At 69.2% G+C, this 22,684-nt stretch carries 22 protein-coding genes; 15 read left to right on the top strand and 7 right to left on the bottom strand.

What is annotated here, in order from left to right; translation table 11 throughout:
* Positions 1-679: 679 nt before the first annotated feature.
* Together FHR38_RS05965 and FHR38_RS05960 are read right to left on the bottom strand one after the other, a co-directional pair.
* A complete protein-coding gene (locus tag FHR38_RS05965; RefSeq protein WP_184533509.1) occupies positions 680-1,039 on the bottom strand; it encodes a YraN family protein in 360 nt (119 codons plus the stop codon).
* A gap of 88 nt (positions 1,040-1,127) precedes the next feature.
* Positions 1,128-2,690: an MFS transporter gene (locus FHR38_RS05960; protein WP_184533507.1), complete on the bottom strand. Its 1,563-nt coding sequence runs from the start codon at positions 2,688-2,690 to the stop codon at positions 1,128-1,130.
* Between the two features lie 159 nt (positions 2,691-2,849).
* Between FHR38_RS05960 and FHR38_RS05955 the strand changes: the two genes are divergently transcribed.
* Positions 2,850-3,737: a helix-turn-helix transcriptional regulator gene (locus FHR38_RS05955; RefSeq protein WP_184533504.1), complete on the top strand. Its 888-nt coding sequence runs from the start codon at positions 2,850-2,852 to the stop codon at positions 3,735-3,737.
* A gap of 130 nt (positions 3,738-3,867) precedes the next feature.
* Here the strand turns inward: FHR38_RS05955 and FHR38_RS31975 are convergent, their stop codons facing one another.
* Both FHR38_RS31975 and FHR38_RS05945 read right to left on the bottom strand, forming a co-directional pair.
* Complete coding sequence (locus FHR38_RS31975; RefSeq protein WP_246446970.1) at positions 3,868-4,167, bottom strand: hypothetical protein; 300 nt, start codon at positions 4,165-4,167, stop codon at positions 3,868-3,870.
* Between the two features lie 412 nt (positions 4,168-4,579).
* Positions 4,580-4,768: a hypothetical protein gene (locus FHR38_RS05945; RefSeq protein ID WP_184533502.1), complete on the bottom strand. Its 189-nt coding sequence runs from the start codon at positions 4,766-4,768 to the stop codon at positions 4,580-4,582.
* Positions 4,769-4,916: 148 nt separating this feature from the next.
* Between FHR38_RS05945 and FHR38_RS32790 the strand changes: the two genes are divergently transcribed.
* From FHR38_RS32790 to FHR38_RS05910, 8 genes are all read left to right on the top strand, one after another.
* On the top strand, positions 4,917-5,051 hold the full coding sequence (locus tag FHR38_RS32790; protein WP_281384814.1) for a hypothetical protein: 135 nt from the start codon (positions 4,917-4,919) through the stop codon (positions 5,049-5,051).
* A 447-nt stretch (positions 5,052-5,498) separates the two neighbouring features.
* A complete protein-coding gene (gene rpsB, locus FHR38_RS05940; RefSeq protein WP_184533500.1) occupies positions 5,499-6,326 on the top strand; it encodes a 30S ribosomal protein S2 in 828 nt (275 codons plus the stop codon).
* A gap of 144 nt (positions 6,327-6,470) precedes the next feature.
* Positions 6,471-7,301: a translation elongation factor Ts gene (gene tsf / locus FHR38_RS05935; RefSeq protein ID WP_184533498.1), complete on the top strand. Its 831-nt coding sequence runs from the start codon at positions 6,471-6,473 to the stop codon at positions 7,299-7,301.
* Positions 7,302-7,475: 174 nt separating this feature from the next.
* Positions 7,476-8,243: a UMP kinase gene (gene pyrH, locus FHR38_RS05930; protein ID WP_184533496.1), complete on the top strand. Its 768-nt coding sequence runs from the start codon at positions 7,476-7,478 to the stop codon at positions 8,241-8,243.
* A gap of 255 nt (positions 8,244-8,498) precedes the next feature.
* Positions 8,499-9,056, top strand: a complete 558-nt coding sequence (gene frr / locus FHR38_RS05925) for a ribosome recycling factor (RefSeq protein ID WP_184539297.1) — start codon at positions 8,499-8,501, stop codon at positions 9,054-9,056.
* Positions 9,056-10,306, top strand: a complete 1,251-nt coding sequence (locus tag FHR38_RS05920) for a phosphatidate cytidylyltransferase (protein WP_184533494.1) — start codon at positions 9,056-9,058, stop codon at positions 10,304-10,306. Before frr ends, FHR38_RS05920 begins: the two co-directional genes overlap by 1 nt.
* Before the next feature lie 116 nt (positions 10,307-10,422).
* On the top strand, positions 10,423-11,562 hold the full coding sequence (gene rlmN / locus FHR38_RS05915; protein WP_184533492.1) for a dual-specificity RNA methyltransferase RlmN: 1,140 nt from the start codon (positions 10,423-10,425) through the stop codon (positions 11,560-11,562).
* Positions 11,563-11,608: 46 nt separating this feature from the next.
* Positions 11,609-12,919, top strand: coding sequence for a DivIVA domain-containing protein (locus FHR38_RS05910; protein WP_184533490.1), 1,311 nt, complete (start codon positions 11,609-11,611; stop codon positions 12,917-12,919).
* Between the two features lie 112 nt (positions 12,920-13,031).
* Here the strand turns inward: FHR38_RS05910 and FHR38_RS05905 are convergent, their stop codons facing one another.
* Positions 13,032-13,253: a DUF2631 domain-containing protein gene (locus FHR38_RS05905; RefSeq protein WP_184533488.1), complete on the bottom strand. Its 222-nt coding sequence runs from the start codon at positions 13,251-13,253 to the stop codon at positions 13,032-13,034.
* Between the two features lie 181 nt (positions 13,254-13,434).
* On the opposite strand from FHR38_RS05905, the gene FHR38_RS05900 reads away from it, so the two are divergent.
* From FHR38_RS05900 to FHR38_RS05890, 3 genes are read left to right on the top strand one after another with little or no spacing between them, the layout of a single operon-like run.
* A complete protein-coding gene (locus tag FHR38_RS05900; RefSeq protein WP_184533486.1) occupies positions 13,435-15,048 on the top strand; it encodes a Rieske 2Fe-2S domain-containing protein in 1,614 nt (537 codons plus the stop codon).
* A 9-nt stretch (positions 15,049-15,057) separates the two neighbouring features.
* The gene (locus tag FHR38_RS05895; protein ID WP_184533484.1) at positions 15,058-15,543 is read left to right on the top strand and encodes a hypothetical protein; all 486 of its coding nucleotides are present in this window, start codon (positions 15,058-15,060) and stop codon (positions 15,541-15,543) included.
* 48 nt (positions 15,544-15,591) lie between these two features.
* Complete coding sequence (locus FHR38_RS05890) at positions 15,592-16,032, top strand: hypothetical protein (RefSeq protein ID WP_184533482.1); 441 nt, start codon at positions 15,592-15,594, stop codon at positions 16,030-16,032.
* A 27-nt stretch (positions 16,033-16,059) separates the two neighbouring features.
* On the opposite strand, the gene FHR38_RS05885 is transcribed toward FHR38_RS05890, so the two are convergent.
* Positions 16,060-17,658, bottom strand: coding sequence for a phytoene desaturase family protein (locus FHR38_RS05885; protein ID WP_184533480.1), 1,599 nt, complete (start codon positions 17,656-17,658; stop codon positions 16,060-16,062).
* Between the two features lie 376 nt (positions 17,659-18,034).
* On the opposite strand from FHR38_RS05885, the gene FHR38_RS05880 reads away from it, so the two are divergent.
* Positions 18,035-18,244, top strand: a complete 210-nt coding sequence (locus tag FHR38_RS05880) for a hypothetical protein (RefSeq protein WP_184533478.1) — start codon at positions 18,035-18,037, stop codon at positions 18,242-18,244.
* Positions 18,245-18,271: 27 nt separating this feature from the next.
* Here the strand turns inward: FHR38_RS05880 and FHR38_RS05875 are convergent, their stop codons facing one another.
* Positions 18,272-18,994, bottom strand: coding sequence for a TetR/AcrR family transcriptional regulator (locus tag FHR38_RS05875; RefSeq protein WP_184533476.1), 723 nt, complete (start codon positions 18,992-18,994; stop codon positions 18,272-18,274).
* A 108-nt stretch (positions 18,995-19,102) separates the two neighbouring features.
* On the opposite strand from FHR38_RS05875, the gene FHR38_RS05870 reads away from it, so the two are divergent.
* Positions 19,103-21,337, top strand: coding sequence for an MMPL family transporter (locus FHR38_RS05870; RefSeq protein ID WP_184533474.1), 2,235 nt, complete (start codon positions 19,103-19,105; stop codon positions 21,335-21,337).
* Between the two features lie 64 nt (positions 21,338-21,401).
* Positions 21,402-22,679 carry an alkaline phosphatase PhoX gene (locus FHR38_RS05865; RefSeq protein ID WP_184533472.1) on the top strand — a complete coding sequence of 426 codons (1,278 nt, stop codon included), beginning with the start codon at positions 21,402-21,404 and terminating at the stop codon, positions 22,677-22,679.
* Positions 22,680-22,684: the final 5 nt, after the last annotated feature.

Below are 22,684 nucleotides of genomic sequence, written 5' to 3'. Positions count from 1 at the left end.
ACGGTCGACGTGCGGGGTGAGGGCATGGCATCGACGGTGCCGTGACGACGGTGACTGCGAAACCCGCCGATCGTGATCTGTGGACAACCGGGTGCCCTGTGGACAGTCGGACGATCATGCAAGTGGTGTGCTATGCGATGTCTGGGACGCGGGGCCGTCGGCAGCCACATCACTCGACCAGTGGGAGAAATTCGAGCAGCGGAAGAACACGGTGCCATCAGCGACGCAATCACCCGCTCTACGCCGACCCGGCCGGGGAGGAAGCCGCGCGCCCCGTCGCGCATAGCATTGCCGCTACATCCGGACCCGACGTGATCGCAGGAGAACTCATCTATCGCGGCAGTGCTGGACCTGGCCGACAGTTGATCGCCCCTGGGCCGTGCGGGCGAGCCGTGGCAGGCGCCAGTGCGCGTCCATGCCGCAGACAACGCGGGCACGCTACCGGTCTCAACCCTGTCGTGACCGTCAAGGTCGACACTGCTTCCGGGCGGCCGCGACAGGGTGATCGGGCGGTATGGATTCGGCAGGGGCCGACTGCGACCGCCAGCCATGGTTACGGCGACCCGTGACGCCGCACGATCAAACCGGTCAGGCTGGTGGACTTGCCCGGTGCGGACAGGCCCTGCCTACCGTTTGTGGGTTGGTGGGGAGTCGACGGCGGCATAATCTGCGGGTTGACTCAGATGACGCCCCTGGTGTGGTCGATTCGCGCCGGCCCCCGTGCGGGCAGGAGCACCTCGACCACGTCGAAGCGCACCTCGCGGGGCTGAGCCGTCCGCTGACTCAACCACTGTGCGGCGAGTCGACGTAGTCGCCGCACCTTGGCCGGCACCACCGCCTCGGCCGGTGTTCCGAAGCGGACATTGCGCCGCGTCTTCACCTCGCAGAAGACCAGCACGTCGTCGTCCCACGCGATGATGTCGACCTCGCCCTGGTCACTGCGCCAGTTGCGGGCCACGATTCGCAGGCCGGCCGCCATTAGGTGCCGTACAGCGCACCGTTCGCCGTACGCGCCGACCGCCTGTCTGACCGTCGTCATGGCGGCGAGGATGCCCGGTGCCCGGTCGCCCAGCTACCCCGTCAGTGGGGACTGTGGACAACCGGGCGTTCTGTGGACGGCCGGACGATCATGCCGGCGATGTGCTAGGCCCCGGTCGCGCCGTTCCGGCCGGAACCCCATTCGATACGACATCCTGCTGGACCCGGCCACGACCAGGCTGGCGGAGGAAGATCCCGATCAGCAGCGCCGCGATCGACGCGAGGCCGGCGTTGGCGGCGATGGCGGTGGTGATACCGGTAAGGACAGTCTCGGTGGTCTGCGTACCGAGAGCGTGCATGGTGCCGGTCGCGATGGTGGACATGACCGGGGTGCCCAGCGTGATGCCGACCTGCTGACTCATCGTGGTCAGCCCGGTGGCGAGCCCCTGTTCCCCATCGGGTAGGCCGGAGGTGGCGGTGACCATGAAGCCCACGATCGCTACCAGGTTGGCCACCCCACCTGCGAAGGTGGCGATCAGCAGTCCGATGATCCAGGTCGGGTTGGGGCTGAGCAGCACCAGCGGAAGCGTGGCGACGGCTTGGGTGAGGAAGCCGACGACGAGCGTCTTCTTGCTGCCGATTCGTCCGATGAGTTTCGGACCGAGGATGCCACCGAGGACGGTGCCCACTCCGAGGACCGCGAACGACAGTCCGGCGGCCAGGGCCGAGTAGCCGAGCACCTGCTGGAGATAGAGGGTGAGCAGGAACACCAGGGAGGTCTCGGTGGCGAAGGCGAGCAGGCCGGCGAGGTTGCCCCAGCCGATGTTGGACCGCCGGAGGATCGCGACCGGGACCAGTGGTGAGTCGACCCGCTTCTCGACCATCCAGAACACACCCAGCAGGATCACGCCGACGGCCAGCGCGAGCAGCGCCCCGGGGTGGGTCCAGGACTTCTCGCCTGCGGTGGTCAGGCCGTAGACGATCGCCAGCAGCCCGAGGGTCACGGTGACCGCTCCGGGTACGTCGAGCGCGGGCCGCACGGCCGGTCGGCTCTCGGCCAGCACGGCGGGTGCGGTGGCCAGCACCCCGACGGCGACCACCACGTTGATGAAGAAGGCCCACCGCCAGCTCAACCCGTCGGTGAGGATCCCGCCGAGGATGGCTCCGGTGGTGAAGCCGGCGGCCATCAGCGCGCCGTTGAGCCCGAGTACCCGGTCGCGCCGCGGCCCCTCGCGGAAGGAGGTGGTCAGCAACGACAACGCGGCCGGAGTCACCGCAGCGGTGGCCAGCCCCTGTGCCACCCGGGCGATCAGCAGCACCTCGGGGGTCTCGGCCAGGCCGCCGATCAGGGAGGAGACACCCAGCAGGGCGATACCGGCCAGGAAGATCCGCCGACGCCCGAAGAGATCGGCGACCCGCCCGAAGAGGAGCGTGAAGCCGGCCGCGAAGAGCGCGAACGAGGTGGCGATCCACTGGAGGTTCTCCAACGAGAAGCCGACGTCGGCACCGATCGCCGGTAGCGCGACGTTGAGGATCGAGAAGTCCACGGCGAGTGTGAAGCTCGCGGTCATGAGTACGACGAGGATGAGCCGCTCCCGCCGGTTCAGCCGGGTGCGGGGCCGTTCGGCTGGTGCGGGCGTACCGCCGTGCGACAGCGGCGGGGCGTCGTGACGGGGCCGCTGGTCCCGCCCATCCGATGCGATGCTGGTCATGATCGGTCTTGCCTTCCGGAGATCTGGTGACGTTCTCGGCCGTACACCACCCTCGGCCGGGCGGTGTACGGCAACCAGGTCCCCGATCTGCCTAGCCTGGCGTTGCCTGGCACTGACAGGGGCAGGCAACGGTCTCGGCGACCGGGTGATGATGGGGACATGCGGAGTGCAGGCAGCGTTGATTCAGGCACCCTCGGGGACTTCCTACGGACCCTTCGAGCACGGGTCACCCCGGAGTCGGTCGGTCTGGTCTCCTATGGTGCTCGCCGAGTGCCCGGACTGCGGCGCGAGGAACTGGCCCAGTTGGCCGGGGTGAGCCCCACCTACTACACGCGGCTGGAGCAGGGGCAGAGCGCCAACGCCTCCGAGTCGGTCATCGAGGCGCTGGCCCGCGCCCTGGCGCTGGACAACGACGAGCGGGCCCACCTGCACGAACTGGCCCGACCGCAGCCGGGTCGCCGGAGTCGACCGCCCCGGCCAGAGGTGGTCCGACCGGGTACGAGACAACTCGTCAACGCCATGACCGAGGTGCCGGCGGTGGTGCTGGGACTTCGGAACGAGGTGTTGGCGTGGAACCGGCTCGGACATCTGCTGCTCGCCGGTCACCAGGACTTCACGGCACCGGATCGGCCGGCTGATCGGCCGAACCTGACCCGGATGCTGTTCCTCGACCCGCACACCCGCGATCTCCATGTCCGGTGGGACGAGGAGGCGGCCCGAGCAGTCGCGGCGCTACGGCTGGTCGCCGGGCGGTTTCCCGACGACCCGGCGCTGGCGGCGTTGATCGGTGAGCTCTGTATGAAGAGCCCGGCGTTCGCCGGCCTGTGGGCGAAACACTCGGTACGTAGTTGCGTGTCGGGCACCAAGCAGCTGCGGCATCCGGTCGTCGGTCGTCTTGAGGTCGACTTCGAGGTCATGCACCTGCCCGACGGTTCCGGTCAGCGGATCATCACGCACACCGCGGCACCCGGTACCGGGTCGGAGGCGGCGCTTCGGCTGCTCGGGGCGGGTCTCGACCTGCCCGCGTTCACCCCGGCCGTTCGCTGACCGGGGGTGGGGGTCAGCGAACGCCGGTCGGATGGCTGGCGGGGAGCGGCGGCCGGCCGGTGGGGGTTCCCGGCTCGGCCGCCGCTCGGGCCGATCGCTCAGCCGCCAAGGCTCGCGGCTGCTGAGGCGATCACCGGGGCGAAGGTGCTGACCTGGGTGTAGACGCCCGGGTAGTTGGGGCGGGCGCAGCCATTGCCCAGCTGTGATACCGACCTGGATCCAGGTGTTGGTGGCGTTGCTGACCAACGCCGACGTTCGCCTTCAGCAGGTAGCGCCGTGGGGTGCCACCCTCCCGGGCGACCCTCCAACGGGCGATGGTGAAGGTGCCGCTGTCGTACGCGGTGGTGTTGGTGCTGGTTTTGGTCGCGCCGACGCGGTGTGCGGCGGTGAGCACCAGGTGGGAGCTGTGGAGCGAGCCACCGCGACCCATGGAGAGCGGGGCCATGAAGGGGAACTTGCCCTGGGCGGCTCGGGTGCCGCCGACGACGAGTGGAGTGGTCGCATCCTTCCGGTGTGGCGGATGTCGGTACGGCGAGGGTGGAGCTGCCTACGGTGACCGCGGTCAACGCGGTAGCAGCCAGACCGGCGAGTCCGCGCCAACGAACCATCGTTCTCCCCAGTCCCGGCGGCGTGAGATTGGACGGCGTGTCGAGCGGGCCCGCCAGTTCACGATGTGGGAAGCCTATGGATGCTCATAGATGTAACGCAATGCGTTGCTGGCATCCCGTATGTGTCATACCAGTGATCGGGGGTGGGGTGCCGGATCGTAGCGCTGGGGCAGCCACTCCAGCCACCGGCCGTGCGGACCGGTCCGAGCCAGCACCTCGACGGTGGCCCGACGGTCACGCCAGGCGACGACGGTGAGTTGGCAGGCGGAGAGCGCACCCGGTGGCCCGGCCTGCGCGAGCGGCCAACTCGGGTCGCTCGGCGAAGAACCCGGACGGCAGCTCGTACCGGCTGGAGTGGCCGGCGAACTCGTGGCGGGCGAACTCGTGGCGGGCGAACTCGTGGTGGGCGAAGTGGCGGAACATGCCGGCCAGGAACCCAGGCGGCGTTGACAGGCGAATGTTCCAGATCGGGGTGCGCGACGATCACCAGCGGCGAGCCCGGTGCAGCGGAAGTCTTGGTGGGAGCCATCGAGCGTTCTCCGGTTCCTGAGTGTCGGTGAGGTGCTGGGCGGTGCTGGCCCGCACGAGGGGCAGGGCGAGGATCGCGAACGCCCCGAGGATCACGGCGAACGCGACCACCGTGCTGTCGAACGCGCCGACCCCGCTGTACGCGATCTGGCAGGACGCGTGGGAGTTCTCCTGGTGACGGTGACGGCGGTGTTCTCCGGTCAGCAGCAGCCGGTGCTGGTGCCGAGTTCGACGAGGTGCAGCGGGTGGGCGCCCGGCCCGAGGATCGGTAGTACGCGGCGAGCGGGTGATCGAAGGCGGTGGTCACAGGGCCGGCGGAGCGGTCACCGGAGGGGATACCGGAGGCGAGTCGCGCGGGCCGATGAATCACGCATTTCAGGACGAAGCCGCCAAGAGGGGTTTGTGCGCGGGTGGGTCGGGCGGAGGGCGTACACTGGTCGACTGGCGACCGCCTCGCGCGGTCGACCTCGCGTGCCCTCTCCACGGGTCCCCGTTCTCCGGGTCTTCGTGGGGCGCCGACTCCCTGGTCTCGATCTTGATCGAGTCCACCCTGTCGGCGACCAGGCACCAGGATGCCCGGCACCGCCGGGCATGACAACCAGGGACTTCGAAGGAGCACCCCACCATGGCCGTAGTGACCATGCGTCAGCTGCTGGAGAGCGGCGTCCACTTCGGGCACCAGACCCGGCGCTGGAACCCGAAGATGAAGCGCTTCATCTTCACCGAGCGCAACGGCATCTACATCATCGACCTGCGCCAGACCCTCGACTACATCGAGAAGGCGTACGAGTTCGTCCGCAACACCGTCGCCGAGGGCGGCAGTATCCTCTTCGTCGGCACGAAGAAGCAGGCCCAGGAGGCCATCGCCGAGCAGGCGACCCGGGTCGGCCAGCCCTTCGTCAACCACCGCTGGCTGGGCGGCATGCTGACCAACTTCCAGACGGTCTACAAGCGGCTGCAGCGGATGAAGGAGCTGGAGGCGCTGGGCGACCTGTCCGGCACCGCGGCTGGCTACACCAAGAAGGAGACCCTGCAGCTCTCCCGCGAGAAGATCAAGCTCAGCCGTACGCTGGGTGGTCTGCGGGACATGCAGAAGCTGCCGTCGGCGATCTGGGTGGTCGACACCAAGAAGGAGCACATCGCCGTCGACGAGGCCCGCAAGCTGGGCATCCCGGTGATCGCGGTGCTCGACACCAACTGCGACCCCGACGAGGTCGACTTCCCGATCCCGGGCAACGACGACGCGATCCGCTCCGCCGAGCTGCTGACCAGGGTCATCGCGGCAGCCGTCGGTGACGGTCTGATCGCCCGCTCCGGCAAGCGCCGTGGCGCCGACGAGAAGCCCGAGCCGGGTGTCGTCGCCGCCGACGAGCCGCTCGCCGAGTGGGAGCGGGAGCTGATCGAGGACACCGAGAAGAAGGCCGACGAGCCCGCGGTGGCCGCCGCCGAGTGATCTCGCTGGTCGGTCCGCCGGCTGCCTCGCGCGGCCGGCGGACCGACTGGGTACGACTGTCCGGTCGTACTACCGGGTAACCCCGCGCTGCCGGGTAACCCCACCGACCACCCAACCAGCCGCGTCACACACGAAGAGAGAGTCATGGCCAACTTCACCGCCGCGGACGTCAAGAAGCTCCGGGACCTGACCGGTTCCGGAATGATGGACTGCAAGAAGGCGCTCACCGACGCCGAGGGCGACTTCGACAAGGCCGTAGAGATCCTGCGCGTCAAGGGCGCCAAGGACGTCGGCAAGCGGGCCGGCCGTACCACCGCCAACGGCCTGGTGGCCCACTCCGGCAAGGCGCTGCTCGAACTTAACTGCGAGACCGACTTCGTCGCCAAGAACGACGCGTTCATCGCGCTGGCCCAGCAGTTGGTCGAGCACGGTGAGCAGATCGGTGCCGCCGACGCCGAGGCGCTGCTCGCCTCGACGATGGCTGACGGCCGCACCGTGGCCGACCTCCTCCAGGAACAGTCCGCCAAGATCGGCGAGAAGCTGGTGTTGAACCGGTTCGGCGTGCTCGACGGCACCGTCGCGGTCTACCTGCACCGGAAGAGCCAGGACCTGCCCCCGCAGGTGGGCGTGCTGGTGGCGTACACCGGCAAGTCCGACGAGGCTGCCGACGCCGACGCGCGGGCCGTCGCGATGCAGGTCGCCGCGATGCGCCCGAAGTACGTGACCCGCGACGAGGTTCCGGCCGACATCGTGGAGTCCGAGCGGCGGATCGCCGAGCAGACCGCCCGCGAGGAGGGCAAGCCGGAAGCGGCTATGTCCAAGATCATCGAGGGCCGGGTCAACGCCTTCTTCAAGGACTTCGTTCTGATCGAGCAGGCGTCCGTGGCCGACAACAAGAAGTCGGTCAAGCAGGTGCTGGCCGAGGCCGGCATCGACGTGACCCGCTTCCTGCGGTTCGAGGTCGGGCAGGCCTGATCAGCATCCGATGAGCCGGGCGCGGGACCACTGCGCCTGGACCGGGACGACATCGTAGAGGAGGCCGCTGGTGTACGCGACAGGCACCGCGGCCTCCTCGTCCCATAGGGTCATCACCGGCAGGTTGGGTGACATCGTGCAGCGGGCATGCCCCGCGAAGGAGAGGCGGGTCGGATGACGCAGGTTGTTGATGGTCGGCCCCGGGCGGAAGAGGACCCCACCGCGCCCCCGCCCGGCCGGGCCCGACGCGTGGTCCTCAAGCTGTCCGGCGAGGTCTTCGGCGGTGGCGCCATCGGGGTGGACCCCGACGTGGTCCAGGCCATCGCGCGTCAGATCGCGACAGTCGTACGTCGAGGCATCCAGGTCTCCGTCGTTGTCGGTGGCGGCAACTTCTTCCGTGGTGCCGAGCTGCAGAAGCGCGGCATGGACCGGGCCCGGGCCGACTACATGGGCATGCTCGGTACCGTGATGAACTGCCTGGCCCTCCAGGACTTCCTGGAGAAGGAGGGCGTCGAGACGCGGGTGCAGAGTGCCATCACGATGGCCCAGGTCGCCGAGCCGTATATCCCACTGCGAGCCATCCGGCACCTGGAGAAGGGCCGCGTAGTGATCTTCGGTGCGGGGGCGGGGATGCCCTACTTCTCCACCGACACGGTCGCCGCCCAGCGGGCGCTGGAGATCCGCGCCGACGTGGTACTGATGAGCAAGAACGGGGTGGACGCGGTCTACACGGCCGATCCGCGGACCGACCCGACCGCGAGCAAGCTGGACACGATCACCTTCGCCGAGGCACTGCGCCGGGGCCTACGGGTCGCCGACGCGGCAGCCTTCAGCCTGTGCATGGAGAACGGCCTGCCGATGCTGGTCTTCGGTGCCGAGGGGGACGACACCATCATCCGCGCCGTCGGCGGCGACCGGATCGGGACGTTGATCACGGCGTGAGTCGTGACCGGTTGGTGGAGCACGGCGTGAGTCGTGACCGGTGGCGGGAGCACGGCGTGAGTCGTGACCGGTGGCGGGAGCGGTTGTAGATCGTGGCCGGCAGGCGGGAGCGGTGTAGTCCGTGGCCGGCAGGCGGGAGCGGTTGTAGATCGTGGCCGGCAGGCGGGAGCGGTGTAGTCCGTGACCGCCAGCCGGGTCGGACGTGAGTTGTGTGCCTTCGACGACGGCGCACAGAAGAAGGAGGCGACGGAAAAGGTGATCGACGATACGCTCCTCGAAGCCGAGGAGAAGATGGACCGGGCGATCGAGCACGCCAAGGAAGAGTTCGCGGCGATCCGCACCGGCCGTGCCCACCCCGCGATGTTCTCGAAGATCGTAATCGACTACTACGGCACGCCCACCCCGTTGACCCAGATGGCGTCGATTGGTGTTCCCGAGCCGCGGATGGCGCTCATCAAGCCGTACGACGCGTCGCAGCTGGGCGCGATGGAGCGGGCGATCCGCGATTCCGACCTCGGGGTAAACCCCAACAACGAGGGCAACCAGCTCCGTATCCTGTTGCCGCAGATGACCGAGGAGCGGCGGCGGGACATGATCAAGATTGCCCGGGGCAAGGGTGAGGACGCAAAGGTGGCGATCCGCAACATCCGGCGGAAGGCCAAGGAGGAACTCGACCGGATCGTCAAGGACGGCGAGGCAGGCGAGGACGAGGGACGACGCGCCGAGAAGGAGTTGGACGACGTCACCCACAGGTACGTCACCAACGTGGACGAGCTGGTGAAGCACAAGGAAGCCGAGCTGCTCGAGGTCTGATGTCATATCCCGACCCCCACGGTAAGGCCGAGCCTCGTGGCTGGCCGCCCCCGGAGACCCCCGTCCGGCACTGGGACGACAGCGATGACGAGCCTCCGCGTCGGGCGCGGCACGCCGGTGTCGCGCCCGATCCCTATGCCGCCGACTCGTCTTTCGACTCGGGTGAACGCTCCTGGGACGAGGACCCGCCCACCCTGGTCCAGCTCCGCGTCGAGACGGGTGGGCCGACCGGCGCGGGCGGACCGGGCGAGTGGTCCGGCCGACCCGAGGAGTCGTCTTCCGCGTACGCCGAGGCTGGCGGCGACCACGACGTAGCCGAGCCGTACCCGGGGGCCGACCCGGTCATTGCCTCCATGCCGGACCCAGCCGAAGAGGCCGCCCCGGCGCGACGGGGCCCCGGTCGACGTCGGGCCAGCCGCTCCAGGCCGCCCACCCGGGCCAGCCGGGCCGGCCGTAACCTGCCTGCGGCGATCGCCGTGGGGCTCACCCTCGGTGCGCTCGTCGTGGCACCGCTCTTCCTGTACAAGCCGGCCTTCCTCGCGGTGATCGGCGTCGCGGTCGCCGTCGGCATCTGGGAGATGGCTCGCGCGATCCGGACCAGCGGTGCCAATCCACCATTGGTGCCCCTGGTCGGGGGCGGACTGCTGATGGTCGGGTTGGCCTGGTGGGCCGGGCCGGACGCGTTGAGCCTCGGTCTCCTGGTCACGGTGCTGTCGGCACTGGTGTGGCGGCTCGGTGACGGACCAGCGGGTTTCCAGCGGGACCTGACCGCGAGCGCACTGATCGCGGTCTACGTGCCGTTCCTCGCAGGCTTCGCCGCGCTGCTGGCGGAGCCTGCGGATGGGGACCTGCGAGTGTTGGTCACCCTCGTCGCGGTTGTGCTCTCCGACACCGGCGGGTACGTCGCCGGAGTGCTCTACGGCAAGCACCCGATGGCACCGACGGTGAGCCCGAAGAAGTCCTGGGAGGGGTTCGCCGGATCGGTGACCGCGACCGCGCTGGGCAGCGCGTTGCTGCTGTGGCTTCTGCTCGACGTCGCACCCTGGTGGGGGGCGGTGTTCGGGCTGGCGGTCTCCGGCGCGGCGGTCCTCGGTGACCTGGGCGAGTCGATGATCAAGAGGGATCTTGGCGTCAAGGACATGAGTAATCTGCTGCCGGGACACGGTGGCCTGATGGATCGGCTGGACTCGGTGCTGTTCGCGGTACCGACCGCCTATCTGCTCCTGGCGATCTTCGCTCCGGCGGGCTGACTCGGCAGGATGACTGTGTGGAGTCACACTTTCCGGACATCGGCCCGAGGAACTGACCTGCTTCGGGTCACACGGCCCCGCACCTTGGTGCGGGAACGTGGGAGACTGGACAGGCCATGACAAGCCTGCCCGTGATCCCGATCAGTCCGGACGCCCCCGTCGGAGCCACCATCGCTTCGCCCCGCGCGTCGATGCCACCCCGCCACCTTGCCGACCTCGACCTGCCCGGGCGGCAGGCGCTGGTCAAGGAGTTGGGTGAGCCGGCGTTCCGTGCCAAGCAGATGTCCACCCACTACTTCGGCCGGTTGGTACGCGATCCGGCACAGATGACCGATCTGCCGGCGGCGACCCGGGATCGGCTCGCCGGGGCGCTGCTGCCCACCCTGCTCCGACCGGTACGGGAGCTGGTCTGCGACGACGGCGCCACTCGTAAGGCGCTGTGGCGACTGCACGACGGTTCGATGGTCGAGAGCGTGCTGATGGGTTACCCGGACCGGGTGACCGTCTGCATCTCCAGCCAGGCCGGCTGTGGCATGGCCTGCCCGTTCTGTGCGACCGGCCAGGCCGGGTTGACCCGTAACCTGTCGACCGCCGAGATCGTGGACCAGGCCGTCTACCTCGCCGGAGTAGCCGCGTCCGGTGCGGTGGCCGGGTCTCCGTCCCGGTTGTCGCACGTCGTCTTCATGGGCATGGGCGAGCCGCTGGCCAACTATTCCCGGGTGATCGCGGCAATCCGGCGGCTCTGCGCGCCAGCCCCCGAGGGGCTCGGTCTCTCCCAGCGGCACATCACAGTCTCGACGGTGGGGCTGGTACCGGCGATGCGTCGACTGACCGCCGAGGATCTTTCGGTGACCTTGGCGCTCTCCCTGCACGCGCCCGACGACGAGCTGCGCGACGAGCTGGTCCCGGTCAACCAGCGGTGGAAGGTGACCGAGGTGCTGGACGCGGCGTGGGATTATGCCGCCCGTACCGGCCGCCGAGTGTCGATCGAATACGCGATGATCAGAGATGTGAACGACCAGCCGTGGCGGGCCGACCTGCTTGGTCGGTTGCTGGCCGGTCGGTTGGCCCACGTGAATCTCATTCCGCTCAACCCGACTCCGGGTAGCCGTTGGGACGCCAGCCCGAAGCCGGTCGAGCGGGAGTTCGTACGCCGACTGCGAGCGGCCGGGGTCTCCACCACGGTCCGGGACACCCGGGGCCGGGAGATCGACGGTGCGTGTGGGCAGTTGGCCGCTGCGGAGGGGGAGACGTGAGCCTGCGTCGTGGACGACGTGACGACCAAGCGAACCAGGAGACATAGTGGCGGAACAGGGTCAGCGTTTCCGGCGTAAGGCGCTGCGCCGGGGCTACAAGGTCGACGAGGTGGATGACTTTCTCGACCGGGTCGAGGCCATCCTCGCTGGCGAGCAGTCCGGGGCACCGATCACTGCCCAGGAGGTTCACGACGTCGTCTTCCGCGTCCGCTTCAACGGTTATGACGAGTGGCAGGTCGACCTGCATCTGGACCGGGTCGAGCGGCAGTTGGCCGAGTTGGAGGAGCGCGGCGGAAGGAAGCGGTCCGCCGACTCCCGACCGGCGGACCGGTCGGGCCCCCCGGATCGGATGGGCCCCCCGGATCGGCCGGATCGGATGGGTCCGCCGGATCGGCCGGATCGGATGGGTCCGCCGGATCGGATGGGTCCTCCGGATCGGCCGGATCGGATGGGCCCCCCGGATCGGATGGGTCCGCCAGAGCGGATGGGTCCTCCGGATCGGCCGGATCGGATGGGTCCGCCAGAGCGGATGGGTCCTCCGGCGATGCGCGACGATGTTGGTCACCCCCCGGTTGCCCCGCCGATGCCCCCCCGACAGATGCCGGCTCCGGCCGGCCCGCCGGAGCGGTACGGTCGGTACGACCAGCCCTCCAGCAGCTCGTCTGGGGGCGGCGACTACGAGGGTTCTCATGGTGACTTCGACGGCTCACGTGGGCAGGGTGGCCCGGGTCGTTCCCGGGGCCCGGGCGGCTACGACGGGCGCCCCGGCCCGGATGGCCAGTTCGAGCAGTTCGAGCAGTTCGAACGGCGTGAGCCGGGCCGGCACGGTAAGCCGGAGATGACGACCGAGATCCTGTTGCCGGAACCGGGCAGCCGTCTGGGTGGCGGCCGGAGTCAATCCGACCCGCGTGGGCCGGGCCGAAATGTGGGGCCGGGCGTGCCGCCGATGGCGGGCCCGCCGTCAGGGGGAGCGCCGTCGGGCGGGCCAGGGTTTGGTGGCCCATCCATGGCAGGCCCGCCGGCTGGGGGCGCACCCAGCGGGCCAGGGTTCGGTGGCCCGCCCGCAGCTGGGCCCCCCATGGCTGGCCCGCCATTGGCCGGTGGCAGCGACGCGCAGCGGATCGACCATATTCGGCGGACTTTCCAGGTACGGCGGTTCGGCAGCGGCTACGACCCGCGACAGGTCGATCAGTTGTTCGAGGACATTCTGGTGAGCCTGGCGGGTCGCGGCCCGCTGCCGGTCAACCCGGCCGAGCTGGAGACGATTCAGTTCGAGCTGGTGTCGGGTGGCTACTTCGAGGCCGAGGTCGACGCGGCGCTCAAGGAAGTCAAGGACCTGCTCATGCGGCGAAGCTGACCGACGCGTTCGACACACAGATGGGCCCGCCCCGGAATTCCGGGGCGGGCCCATCTTGGTCCAGTCGATCCCGCTCAGCCCGGTCCTGCTGGCCCCGGTGAGCGTTGGTTCGTCAGGAGCGCAGACCGTTGCGGCGCAGTACGACGTCGCCGATGACAATGGCCAGCAGGCCCAGCGCGATCCCCACCAGCCAGATGTTCTCGACGTTGCCCTCGTGGTTGCCGATCAACATGAGCAGCAGCAGTACCGCGGTGACGACCGCACCGATTTGGCCCGCCTTGCGGTGCCCCGGCTTGCGCTGGTCTGGCGACGTTACCGGCTCGCTTCCTGCCACTTTCGGTCCTTCCCTAGCGATCGGATCTCGGGCCTAGTCTGGCACGTCCCCTGCCGCCAGGTGCGTAGGGTCCGCTCACCTCGGTCGGCTGCGCTACTACCGGCGTCGAGGTTCGGGCGGGGAACCGGCTCCGGTAGCGTTTGTCGCGTACACCTGGATTTCTTCCGAGGGAGAGTGTGCGGTGCGACTGACCGGTACGGGACACGCCAGCATGCGGATCGACACAGCCGCGGGCAGCATCTTGTGTGACCCGTGGGTTAATCCCGCCTATTTCGCCTCCTGGTTCCCATTCCCCGACAATTCACAGCTGGACTGGGAAACCCTCGGGCAGACCGACTACCTCTACGTCTCCCACCTGCACCGGGACCACTTCGACGCGGAACACCTGAAGCGCTTCGTGTCGAAGAAGGCGACCGTGCTGTTGCCGGAGTACCCCACCTCCGAGCTGGAGGACGAGCTGCGCGAGCTGGGCTTCACCAGCTTCCTGCGCACCAAGACCAACGAGGTCGTCGAGCTCGACGGCGGACTCAAGGTCATGATCCAGGCACTGACCAGCCCGACGGATGGCCCGATCGGCGACTCCTCGCTCTGGGTGGAGCACGACGGGATCCGACTGCTCAACCAGAACGATGCCCGTCCCACCGACCTGAGCGTCTTCACCGAACTCGGCCACGTGCATGCGCACATGCTCCAGTTCTCCGGTGCCATCTGGTATCCGATGGTCTACGAGCTGCCCACGGCCGCGAAGACCGCGTTCGGCAAGCAGAAGCGGGATCGGCAGTTCGACCGGACCTGGCGCTACATCGACGACCTGAAGGCGTCGCACGTCTTCCCGATCGCCGGTCCGCCGTGCTTCCTCGACGACGAGCTGTGGCAGTTCAACGACATCCACGGTGACGAGGGCAACATCTTCCCCGACCAGCAGGTCTTCCTCGACGAGTACGCCAAGGTCGGCGGCACCAACGGGGTGGTTCTGCTGCCCGGCAGTGTCTCCGAGATCACCGCCGACGGCTGCGAGACCACGCACCCGATGCCGGTGGCCGAGTTCTTCGCCAACAAGGTCGCGCACCTGGAGGAGATGCGGGAGCGCAAGCGGCCGATCATCGAGGCGGAGAAGGCCTCCTGGCGGCATCCGGAGATCGACGTCCTCAAGGAGATGAAGCGGCGGATCGAGCCGCTGCTGGAGGAGTCGGTCTACCTCGCCAAGGGCGTCGGCGGCCCGGTCCGGTTCGACCTGGTCGGCTACGACGGCGAGTCGATCGAGTCGATCGTGGTGGACTTCCCGGGCAAGCAGGTCCGGCCGTACGCCGACGAGAAGGTTCGCTACCGGTTCCGTACCGAGCGGGCGCTGGTCGAGCACCTGTTGCACATCGAAGAGGTCGACTGGGTCAACTCGCTGTTCCTCTCCTGCCGATTCTCGGCGGCCCGGATCGGCCAGTACAACGAGTTCGTCTACGCCTTCTTCAAGTGCCTGTCGCAGGAGCGGTTGCAGTACGCCGAGGGCTGGTACGCCGAGCAGAAGCCGGACGCCGAGGACATCAAGCTTGGCGACTGGATCGTGCAGCGGCGCTGCCCGCACCTGAAGGCCGACCTGACCCGGTTCGGCGTCATCGACGGCGACCAGCTGACCTGCCAGCTGCACGGCTGGCGCTTCGACCTGCCCAGTGGGCGCTGCCTGACCAGTGTCGGCCACGAGTTGCGCTCCCGTCGTGCGGACGAGCCCGCCCCCAGCGAGTCAGTCCCCAGCGAGTCAGTCCCCAGTGAGTCGGTACCCAGCGAGGTAGCCGACGCGTAGGGAAACACCGTGACCCGGGCAGCGGCGACCGGCTATGACGGGCTGTCGTCCCGTCAACCTCCCGAGTCCGAGCTGCGGGCGTTCCTGCGGGACTGCTTCGCGCTCGGCGACGAGGAACTCTTCGTCGGCCACGCTGACCGGGTCACGGAAGCCCTCGCGGCCATCCCCGCGGACGCGAGGTTCGCCGCCTTCTGCACCTATCGCGAGGTCAGTGGTCATTTCGCGATGGCCTTCGACGTCGGGATCGAGGGCCGGCTCGCCGAGCGGGTCGGCCGTCGCGAATTCGCTGTCCGGCTCGCTGCGTGCTTCGCGACGTACGTGTTGTACGGGGACACGGAACCGCCGGGGCTCTGGAGCCTGATCCGGCCCGACGGCAGCCACCTGCTTGCCGCGCTGCACGAGGACGACGACCGGTACCTGCTCGACGTGGTTACGGCACCTCTGCCAGACAAGCCCGGAGTCCGGGTGGACGAAAGCCTCTGGCAGGTCCACTGAGTATCCGTACGGTGGGCGGTGCGCCCGACGCTCCGTACGGTCTGGGGCATGACCGCGACCTCGCCTCCCCAGCCGACACCGGTACGGGGGCAGACCGGCCTGCGGCTGACCGTGGCGTTGCTGACCCTCGGCTGGCTGATCGGCCTGGGCATCCTGTTCAGCTCCTGGGCGAGCGTCAAGCCGTGGTTCTACGACCCCGGGGACGATGTGAGGCTGGCACGCCAACTCGACCTGGAATTCGCCTGGTGGCAACTCTGGTTCGGGGTGCTGCTGGCGGGCGGCCCGTTGCTGATCGGCGTGCTGGCGGCGGTGGGACGATTCAAGATCACGACAGTTGTCTACGGCATCATCGGTGTCCTACTCGCGGTGCCGGCGGGGTGTCTCGCACTTGACGCGGGGCGGACACTCCAGCCGCCACCCTCGCCGCCGCCCGCCCCGGAGCACTGCATCGAGCGCAGTGGCGGTGACACGCGGTGCCCCGGCGGCTGATCGCCGGTCCACAAACCGGGTGGCCGCTCAGCGACCGAGGTCGGCCAGGATGCGGCGAGCGGCGTTGTGTCCGGCGGCGCCGATGACACTGCCCGCCGGGTGGCAACCGGCGCTGCCGGCGTACACCCCGTCGACTCCGGTGGCGTACGGCATCCGGTCGGTGAACGAGACCGTGTTGTCGACGTGGTGGATGTGCCCGCCGGTGATGCCGAAGTGTTCCTCGATCCCGGGCGGGGCCAGCGGCACGGCGTCGGCGACCAGGTCGGCGGTGCCCGGGGCGTACCGCTCGCAGATGGCCAGCAGTCGGTCCACGTAGGACGGCAGGGCCGCGTCCCAGGTCGTACCGCCCAGCGAGTAGGGCACGGACTGCACGAACAGGGCCGAGGAGTGGTGCCCGGCCGGGTCCTGTAGGGACGGGTCCACGGTGGTGTGCAGATACCACTCGATGGTCGGCTCGTCGGGCAGCCGCCCGGCCTGCACGTCGGCCCACATCCCGCGCAGTGCCGTCAGCGGCGACTGGCCGCCGTCACCGGCCAGCAGCGAGGCCGAGCCGGGCAGCAGGTGGATGGTGGAGCCGAACGGGCTCGGCGCGTCCGGCGGCAGACAGGTGAAGCGGGGCAGACCGGTCAGCGCCAGGTTGAGCTTCAGTGTGCTGCCGGGACGGCGGGCCGCCGTCATCCGTGCGGTCAGTTCGGCGGGTGCCGCGCCGTCGGGCAGCAGGTCCAGCAGCCGGTACGGGTCGCACGCGCCGAGGACCACCTCGGCCGCGATCTCCCGCCCGTTGGCCAGGACGACACCGCTGGCCGCGCCACCGGCCAGGGTGACCGCGCTGACCGGCGTACCAGTGTGGATCCTGGCCCCGGCGGCGCGGGCGGCTTCGGCGAAGGTCCGGGAGACGGTGCCCATCCCCCCGGCGGCGATCATCCAGGTGCCGTCGGCACCGGGGAGCCGGCACATGTTGTGCACCAGGAAGTTGTTGCCGGTGCCGGGGTCGTCCGGGCCGGCGGTGAGCCCGGAGAGGCCGTCGGTGACGGCGTACATGGAGATCAGCAGTTCGGAGCGGAAGTCGAAGCGGGCCAGGTAGTCGACGACCGAGCCACGAACCAGGTCGACGAAGACCTGTCGCAGGGAGGGCCGCAGGTAGCGCTCGGCGATCTCCTCGACCGGTAGCGGCTCGGCGAGCCAGGCCGGGGCCAGGTCGTCGCGGAGTTGGGCCAGCTCGGCCTGCATGGCGTCGTCGGCGGCCACGTCGGCGGGGGAGAAGAAGGCCGCCAGTTGCGCGCGGGTCGCCGCCCGGTCGGACCCCATCAGCAGGTACGGCGAGCCGGGGCCGCCCGGCGTGGGCAGGAAGTAGTGTGGGTCGCGGCGTAGCACCGGGATGTGCACGTCCAGCGTGGCGATCAACTCCGGGGGCATGAGACCGAGCAGGTACGACCCGGTGGAGTGCAGTAGCTGCGGCACCTTCGGGAACGGCTGCTCGGTGCGGGTGGCCCCGCCGATCACGTCGGCCGCCTCCAGTACCAGCACGTCGAGCCCGGCGCGGGCGAGCAGGATCGCGGACACCAGACCGTTGTGCCCGGATCCGACGATCACCACGTCGGCGCGGGTCGGCAGCTTGTCACCCATGCCGGGGGAGCCTATCGCCCCGGGGTCCGCCGGTCAGCCCCCTGCACCGTCGATGGTTCCCGATGCCGGCCCGCCTGCTGGCCGCCTCGTTGGGGCAGGTGCAGGCGGAAGTGCAGGCAAAGTGCAGGCGGAAGCACAGGCGGAAGCACAGGCAGAGTGCAGGCGAGATCGCGCGTGGGGCGGCACTCGTTGGGCTATCGACCCATGGCGCCACCACCTTTCGTCAGGCCCACCCCCGCGCCGGACGCAACGGTGGTTCCGGTCGGACGGCATCGTGCCCGGATCGGGCTGCCCCTTGCCCTGCTTCAGGTTTTACAGCCTTGAGCTGTACCCGACGGGTCCCATTGAGCGTGACGACCCGGTTCTGCGGACGCTGGTGCGCGAGGGGGAGTCGTCCCGCCCCGGGCTTCCCCACCTCCGCTATCGTCTTCGTCTCGAAGCCTCCGACGTGCGCCTGGCGGCGGCGGTGGTCCGCCGGTACGTGCCGCACCTCTGGCTCGGTGAGTTCCGACGCAGGCCCGGCGGCCAGATCAGCCGCCTCGACCGCAGCGAGCACCGGGCGCGTACCCGGGAGCGAGGGCGATAGCCCTTCTCCATCGATGAGCGCTTCCCGCTAGGAGGGCGTGTTCTCGCTCGTCGGTGGGTCGGCCATCAGTTGGCCCGCGAACTGCTCCAGTTCCAGTTCGAACAGCGTTTCGACCTCGGTCACCGCCCAGTCGAAAAGGCGGAAGACCTCCATGGCGACCAGACCGTAGAGCCGGCTCCAACCGGCGAGGAAGACGTAGGCGACCTCGACCGGCAGATCCGGATGGTTGCGCCGGAGCGGCTGGAGGAGGTGGCCCAACCGCTGCTCGATCTGGTCCCGGGGTGGGGCGGGGAACGGGCCACGACGCCACAGCTCGATGATCGGCTGGATGAACTGCTCGCCGAGTCGGGCGCTGGGCTGATCCAGGTCGCCGTAGTCGTGGGCGGGAAACAGCTCGGGTACCGGTGTGCCGAAGATCAGCGCGAACTCGACCGGGTGTCCGACGGACCAGTGGCGGAAGGCCCGGGCCATAGCACCGAGCTGTCGGGCCGGATCGTCACCGGCGGTGTCGCGGGCCGCCGCGACGGCCTGTCGCATCTCCTCTAACAGGTCGCCGACGAGCGCGGTGACGAGCGCGTCGAGGCTGGGGAAGTAGCGGTAGATGGCAGGGGCGGTCATGCCCATGTCGCGGGCGATGGCCCGCAGTGAGATCGCCTGGGGGCCGCCGGCCACGAGGAGTCGGCGTGCGTTTTCCTTGATTTCGGCAAGGGTGGCGGTACGCAGCCGTTCCCGGCGGGTAGATACGGACATCTACGCACTCCCTTGACCAATGGTGAACGGTGTTGAGATAGTTAACGGCGTTTACTTAGCTGATTGTCGCTACAGCTTACGTCTTGATCATGTGGTTTGAGGAGACCGATGTTCACGTGGTGGGGAAGAGCCGTGGTCCGGCTCCGCTGGGTTGTCCTGGCGGCCGCCGTGCTGCTGGCTGTGATCGGCGCGACCTGGGGCACTGGCGTGTTCGGCTCGTTGACCGGCGGCGGCTTCGACGATCCGGCCAGTGAGTCCAGTCAACTCCGCGAACGGGTCACCGAAGGGCTGGGCAGCTACGGTGCCGACCTGGTGGTGCTCTACTCCAGCGACACGGCCACGGTGGAACAGCCCGCCTTTCGTGACCCGGTGACCACGACCCTGGACCAGCTTCGTCAGCGGCCGGAAGTAGCCGGGGTGACCACCTGGTACACGACACCGGACCCCAGCCTCGTCGCCACCGATCAACGCGCCACCTACGCCCTGATCGTGCTACACGCCGGGGATGAGGACGGCAAACGGGCCGCCTACGACGCGCTCCGCCCGGCGCTGGACGCCCCGGGGCTGACCACCGAGATCGGTGGCGAGGTGGCCATCCAGGCGACGGCCACCGACCAGACCACCGAGGACATCACCAGGGCCGAGATCGTGTCGTTGCCGATCCTGCTGGTGCTGTTGATCCTGATCTTCGGTGGGTTGGTCGCCGCTTCGACTCCGCTGCTCATCGGCGGACTGGCCATCGTCGGCGGATTCGTCCTGATGCGGTTGCTCAGCATGGTCACCGACGTATCGATCTTTGCTATCAACGTCGTCACCCTCATCGGCCTCGGCATGGCGATCGACTACTCGCTCTTCGTGGTCAGCCGGTTCCGGGAGGAGTTGGCCGCCGGGCATGCCACCGAGGTGGCGATCGGCCGGACCATGGTCACCGCTGGTCGTACCGTCATGGTTTCCGGCCTCACCATCGTGCTGGCGCTGGCCAGTCTGCTGATCTTCCCGCAGGCGTTCCTGCGGTCGATGGGACTCGGTGGCATGGCGGCCGTGCTGTTGGCCATGCTCGCCTCGCTGACCGTGCTGCCGGCCCTGCTGGCGGTGCTCGGACCGAGGATCAACGCGCTGCGCGTACCCCTGCCCCGGCTGCGCCGCCGGGCCACCGGCGGCGGCCAAGGCACCGCCAGGGGCGGTCAGACCACACCTGGCGGTGGTTGGGCCCGGCTGGCACACAGCGTGATGCGCCGTCCGGTGCTCTACGCCAGCGCGGTGGTGGTGCTGCTCGTCGTGCTGGCCGCGCCGTTCCTGCGGATCACCTTCGGTGGCTTCGACGAACGCGTGCTCCCCGCCGAGGCTCAGGCACGGATGGTGAGTGAACGGATCCGGACGGACTTCCCGGGCGGCAACGCGGCCCCGATCGAGGTGCTGATCTCCGGGGCGTCGGCCGAGCAGATCCAGCGCTTCACCGAGCAGGTGGAGGGGGTGGCCGGGGTGACCGGTACGCGGGTGGCCGGCACCTGGGCCGACTCGACGCTGCTGTCGGTGGCCTACCCCGGGGAACCGATCGGCGACCCGGCCAAGGACACGGTCCGGGCGATCCGCGACCTGCCGGCACCGCCCGGTGCCGAGGTGCTCGTCGGTGGGCGGCCCGCCGTCGACCTGGACCTCTTGGACGGACTCGTCTCCCGGCTGCCGTGGATGGCACTGCTGATGGCCACGGCGACGCTGGTGCTGCTCTTCCTTGCCTTCGGTTCGGTGGTGCTGCCGATCAAGGCGGTGCTGATGAACCTCGTCTCGATCGGTGCGTCGTTCGGGGTGGTGGTCTGGGTGTTCCAGGACGGACACCTCTCCGGCCTGCTTGACTTCACCCCGTCCGGATTCATCGAGCCGAGCAGTCCGATCCTGATGCTGGCCGTGCTCTTCGGTCTCGCCACCGACTATGAGGTGTTCCTGCTCTCCCGGGTGCGGGAGGAGTGGGACCGGACCGGGGACAACACCGCTTCGGTGGCAACCGGTCTGCAGCACACCGGCCGGATCATCACCGCTGCCGCACTGCTGCTGATCGTGGTGGTGGCCGGCTTCGCCACCGGCGGCATCATGATGATCAAGCTGATCGGGGTCGGCATGATCGTGGCGATCGTGGTGGATGCGACGCTGGTACGGGCGCTGCTCGTACCGGCCACGATGCGGCTGCTCGGTCGATGGAACTGGTGGGCGCCCGGTCCGCTGGCCCGGTTCTACCAGCGGTACGGCATCCACGAGTTCGCCGAACCGCAGCCGGCCGTGACGACGGAACCGGAGTCCGAGCCCGAGGCCGATGCGGGGAGCCGTCACCACGCGTTCACCCGATAGCGGGTGTTGTCGATGTCCTGATGGCTCTAGGGTCGTCGGGACATCGACCGTTGTGGAGGTAATCGTGGACCGTCGTACGATCCTGCGCACCGCCATTCTCGGTACGGGCACCGCTACCTTCGCTGGAGCGCTCTGGCAGCAGGCGCTCGCCCGCCAGCGATGGCAGGAACAACTCGCCGACCCGGATCGGCAGGGGCAGCTCGCCGACCCGGATCGGCAGGGGCAGCCCGCCGGTCCGGCCCAACCCGGCCCCAGCCCGTACGGCGACCTGCTGGCCGCCGACGCCAACGGCATCCAGTTGCCCATCAGCTTCACCAGCCGAGTGATCGGCCGATCCGGGCAGCGGGTCGCGGGTACGTCGTACATCTGGCACTGGGCACCGGACGGGGGTGCCTGCTTCCCGGCCGGCGACGGCTGGATCTACGTCTCCAACTCGGAGATCCCGCTGGCCGGTGGTGCTTCGGCGGTGCGTTTCCGTGCGGACGGCTCGATCGCCTCGGCGTACCGGATCCTCGGTGGCACCAACGTCAACTGTGCCGGTGGCGCAACCCCGTGGGGCACCTGGCTCTCCTGCGAGGAGGTGCCGCTCGGGCGGGTCTTCGAGACCTGGCCGGACGGTAGCCGCCCGGCCGAGGAGCGGACCCGGCTGGGCCGGTTCAAGCACGAGGCCGCCGCCTGCGACCCCCAGCGCCGGGTGGTCTACCTGACCGAGGACGAGTCCGACGGCTGCTTCTACCGGTTCATCCCGGACACCTGGGGTGATCTGCGTACCGGGAAGGTGCAGGTGCTCTGCGCCCCGGCCGACCAGACCGCCGGGCCGGTGACCTGGCAGGACGTACCCGACCGGGACGGCTTCCCGGTCGCCACCCGGTCCCAGGTGGCGGCGGCCAAGCACTTCGACGGCGGCGAGGGCTGCTGGTACGACCGGGACATCTGCTGGTTCACCACCAAGGGCGACAACCGGGTCTGGGCGTACGACGCGGTGGGCCAGCGCCTCGACCTGGCGTACGACGACTCGCTCGTGCCGGCGGATGCCGCTCCGCTGACCGGGGTGGACAACATCATCGGTACGACCGGTGGGGATCTCTACGTGGCCGAGGACGGCGGCAACATGGAGATCAACGTCATCACCCCGGCCGGCGTGGTCGCCCCGTTCCTGCGCCTGCTGGGGCACTCCTCGTCGGAGATCACCGGACCGGCCTTCTCTCCGGATGGGTCTCGCCTCTACTTTTCCTCCCAGCGGGGCACCTCGGGCAGCAGCGCCGGCAGCGGCGGCATCACCTACGAGGTGACCGGCCCCTTCCGGCGCGGCCCACTCCCCGCCCCGCCCCCCGCTCGTTGACCGCC

The organism is Micromonospora polyrhachis, from assembly GCF_014203835.1.
GTDB lineage: Bacteria > Actinomycetota > Actinomycetes > Mycobacteriales > Micromonosporaceae > Micromonospora_H > Micromonospora_H polyrhachis.
This window is presented reverse-complemented; position numbering and strand designations above follow the sequence as displayed.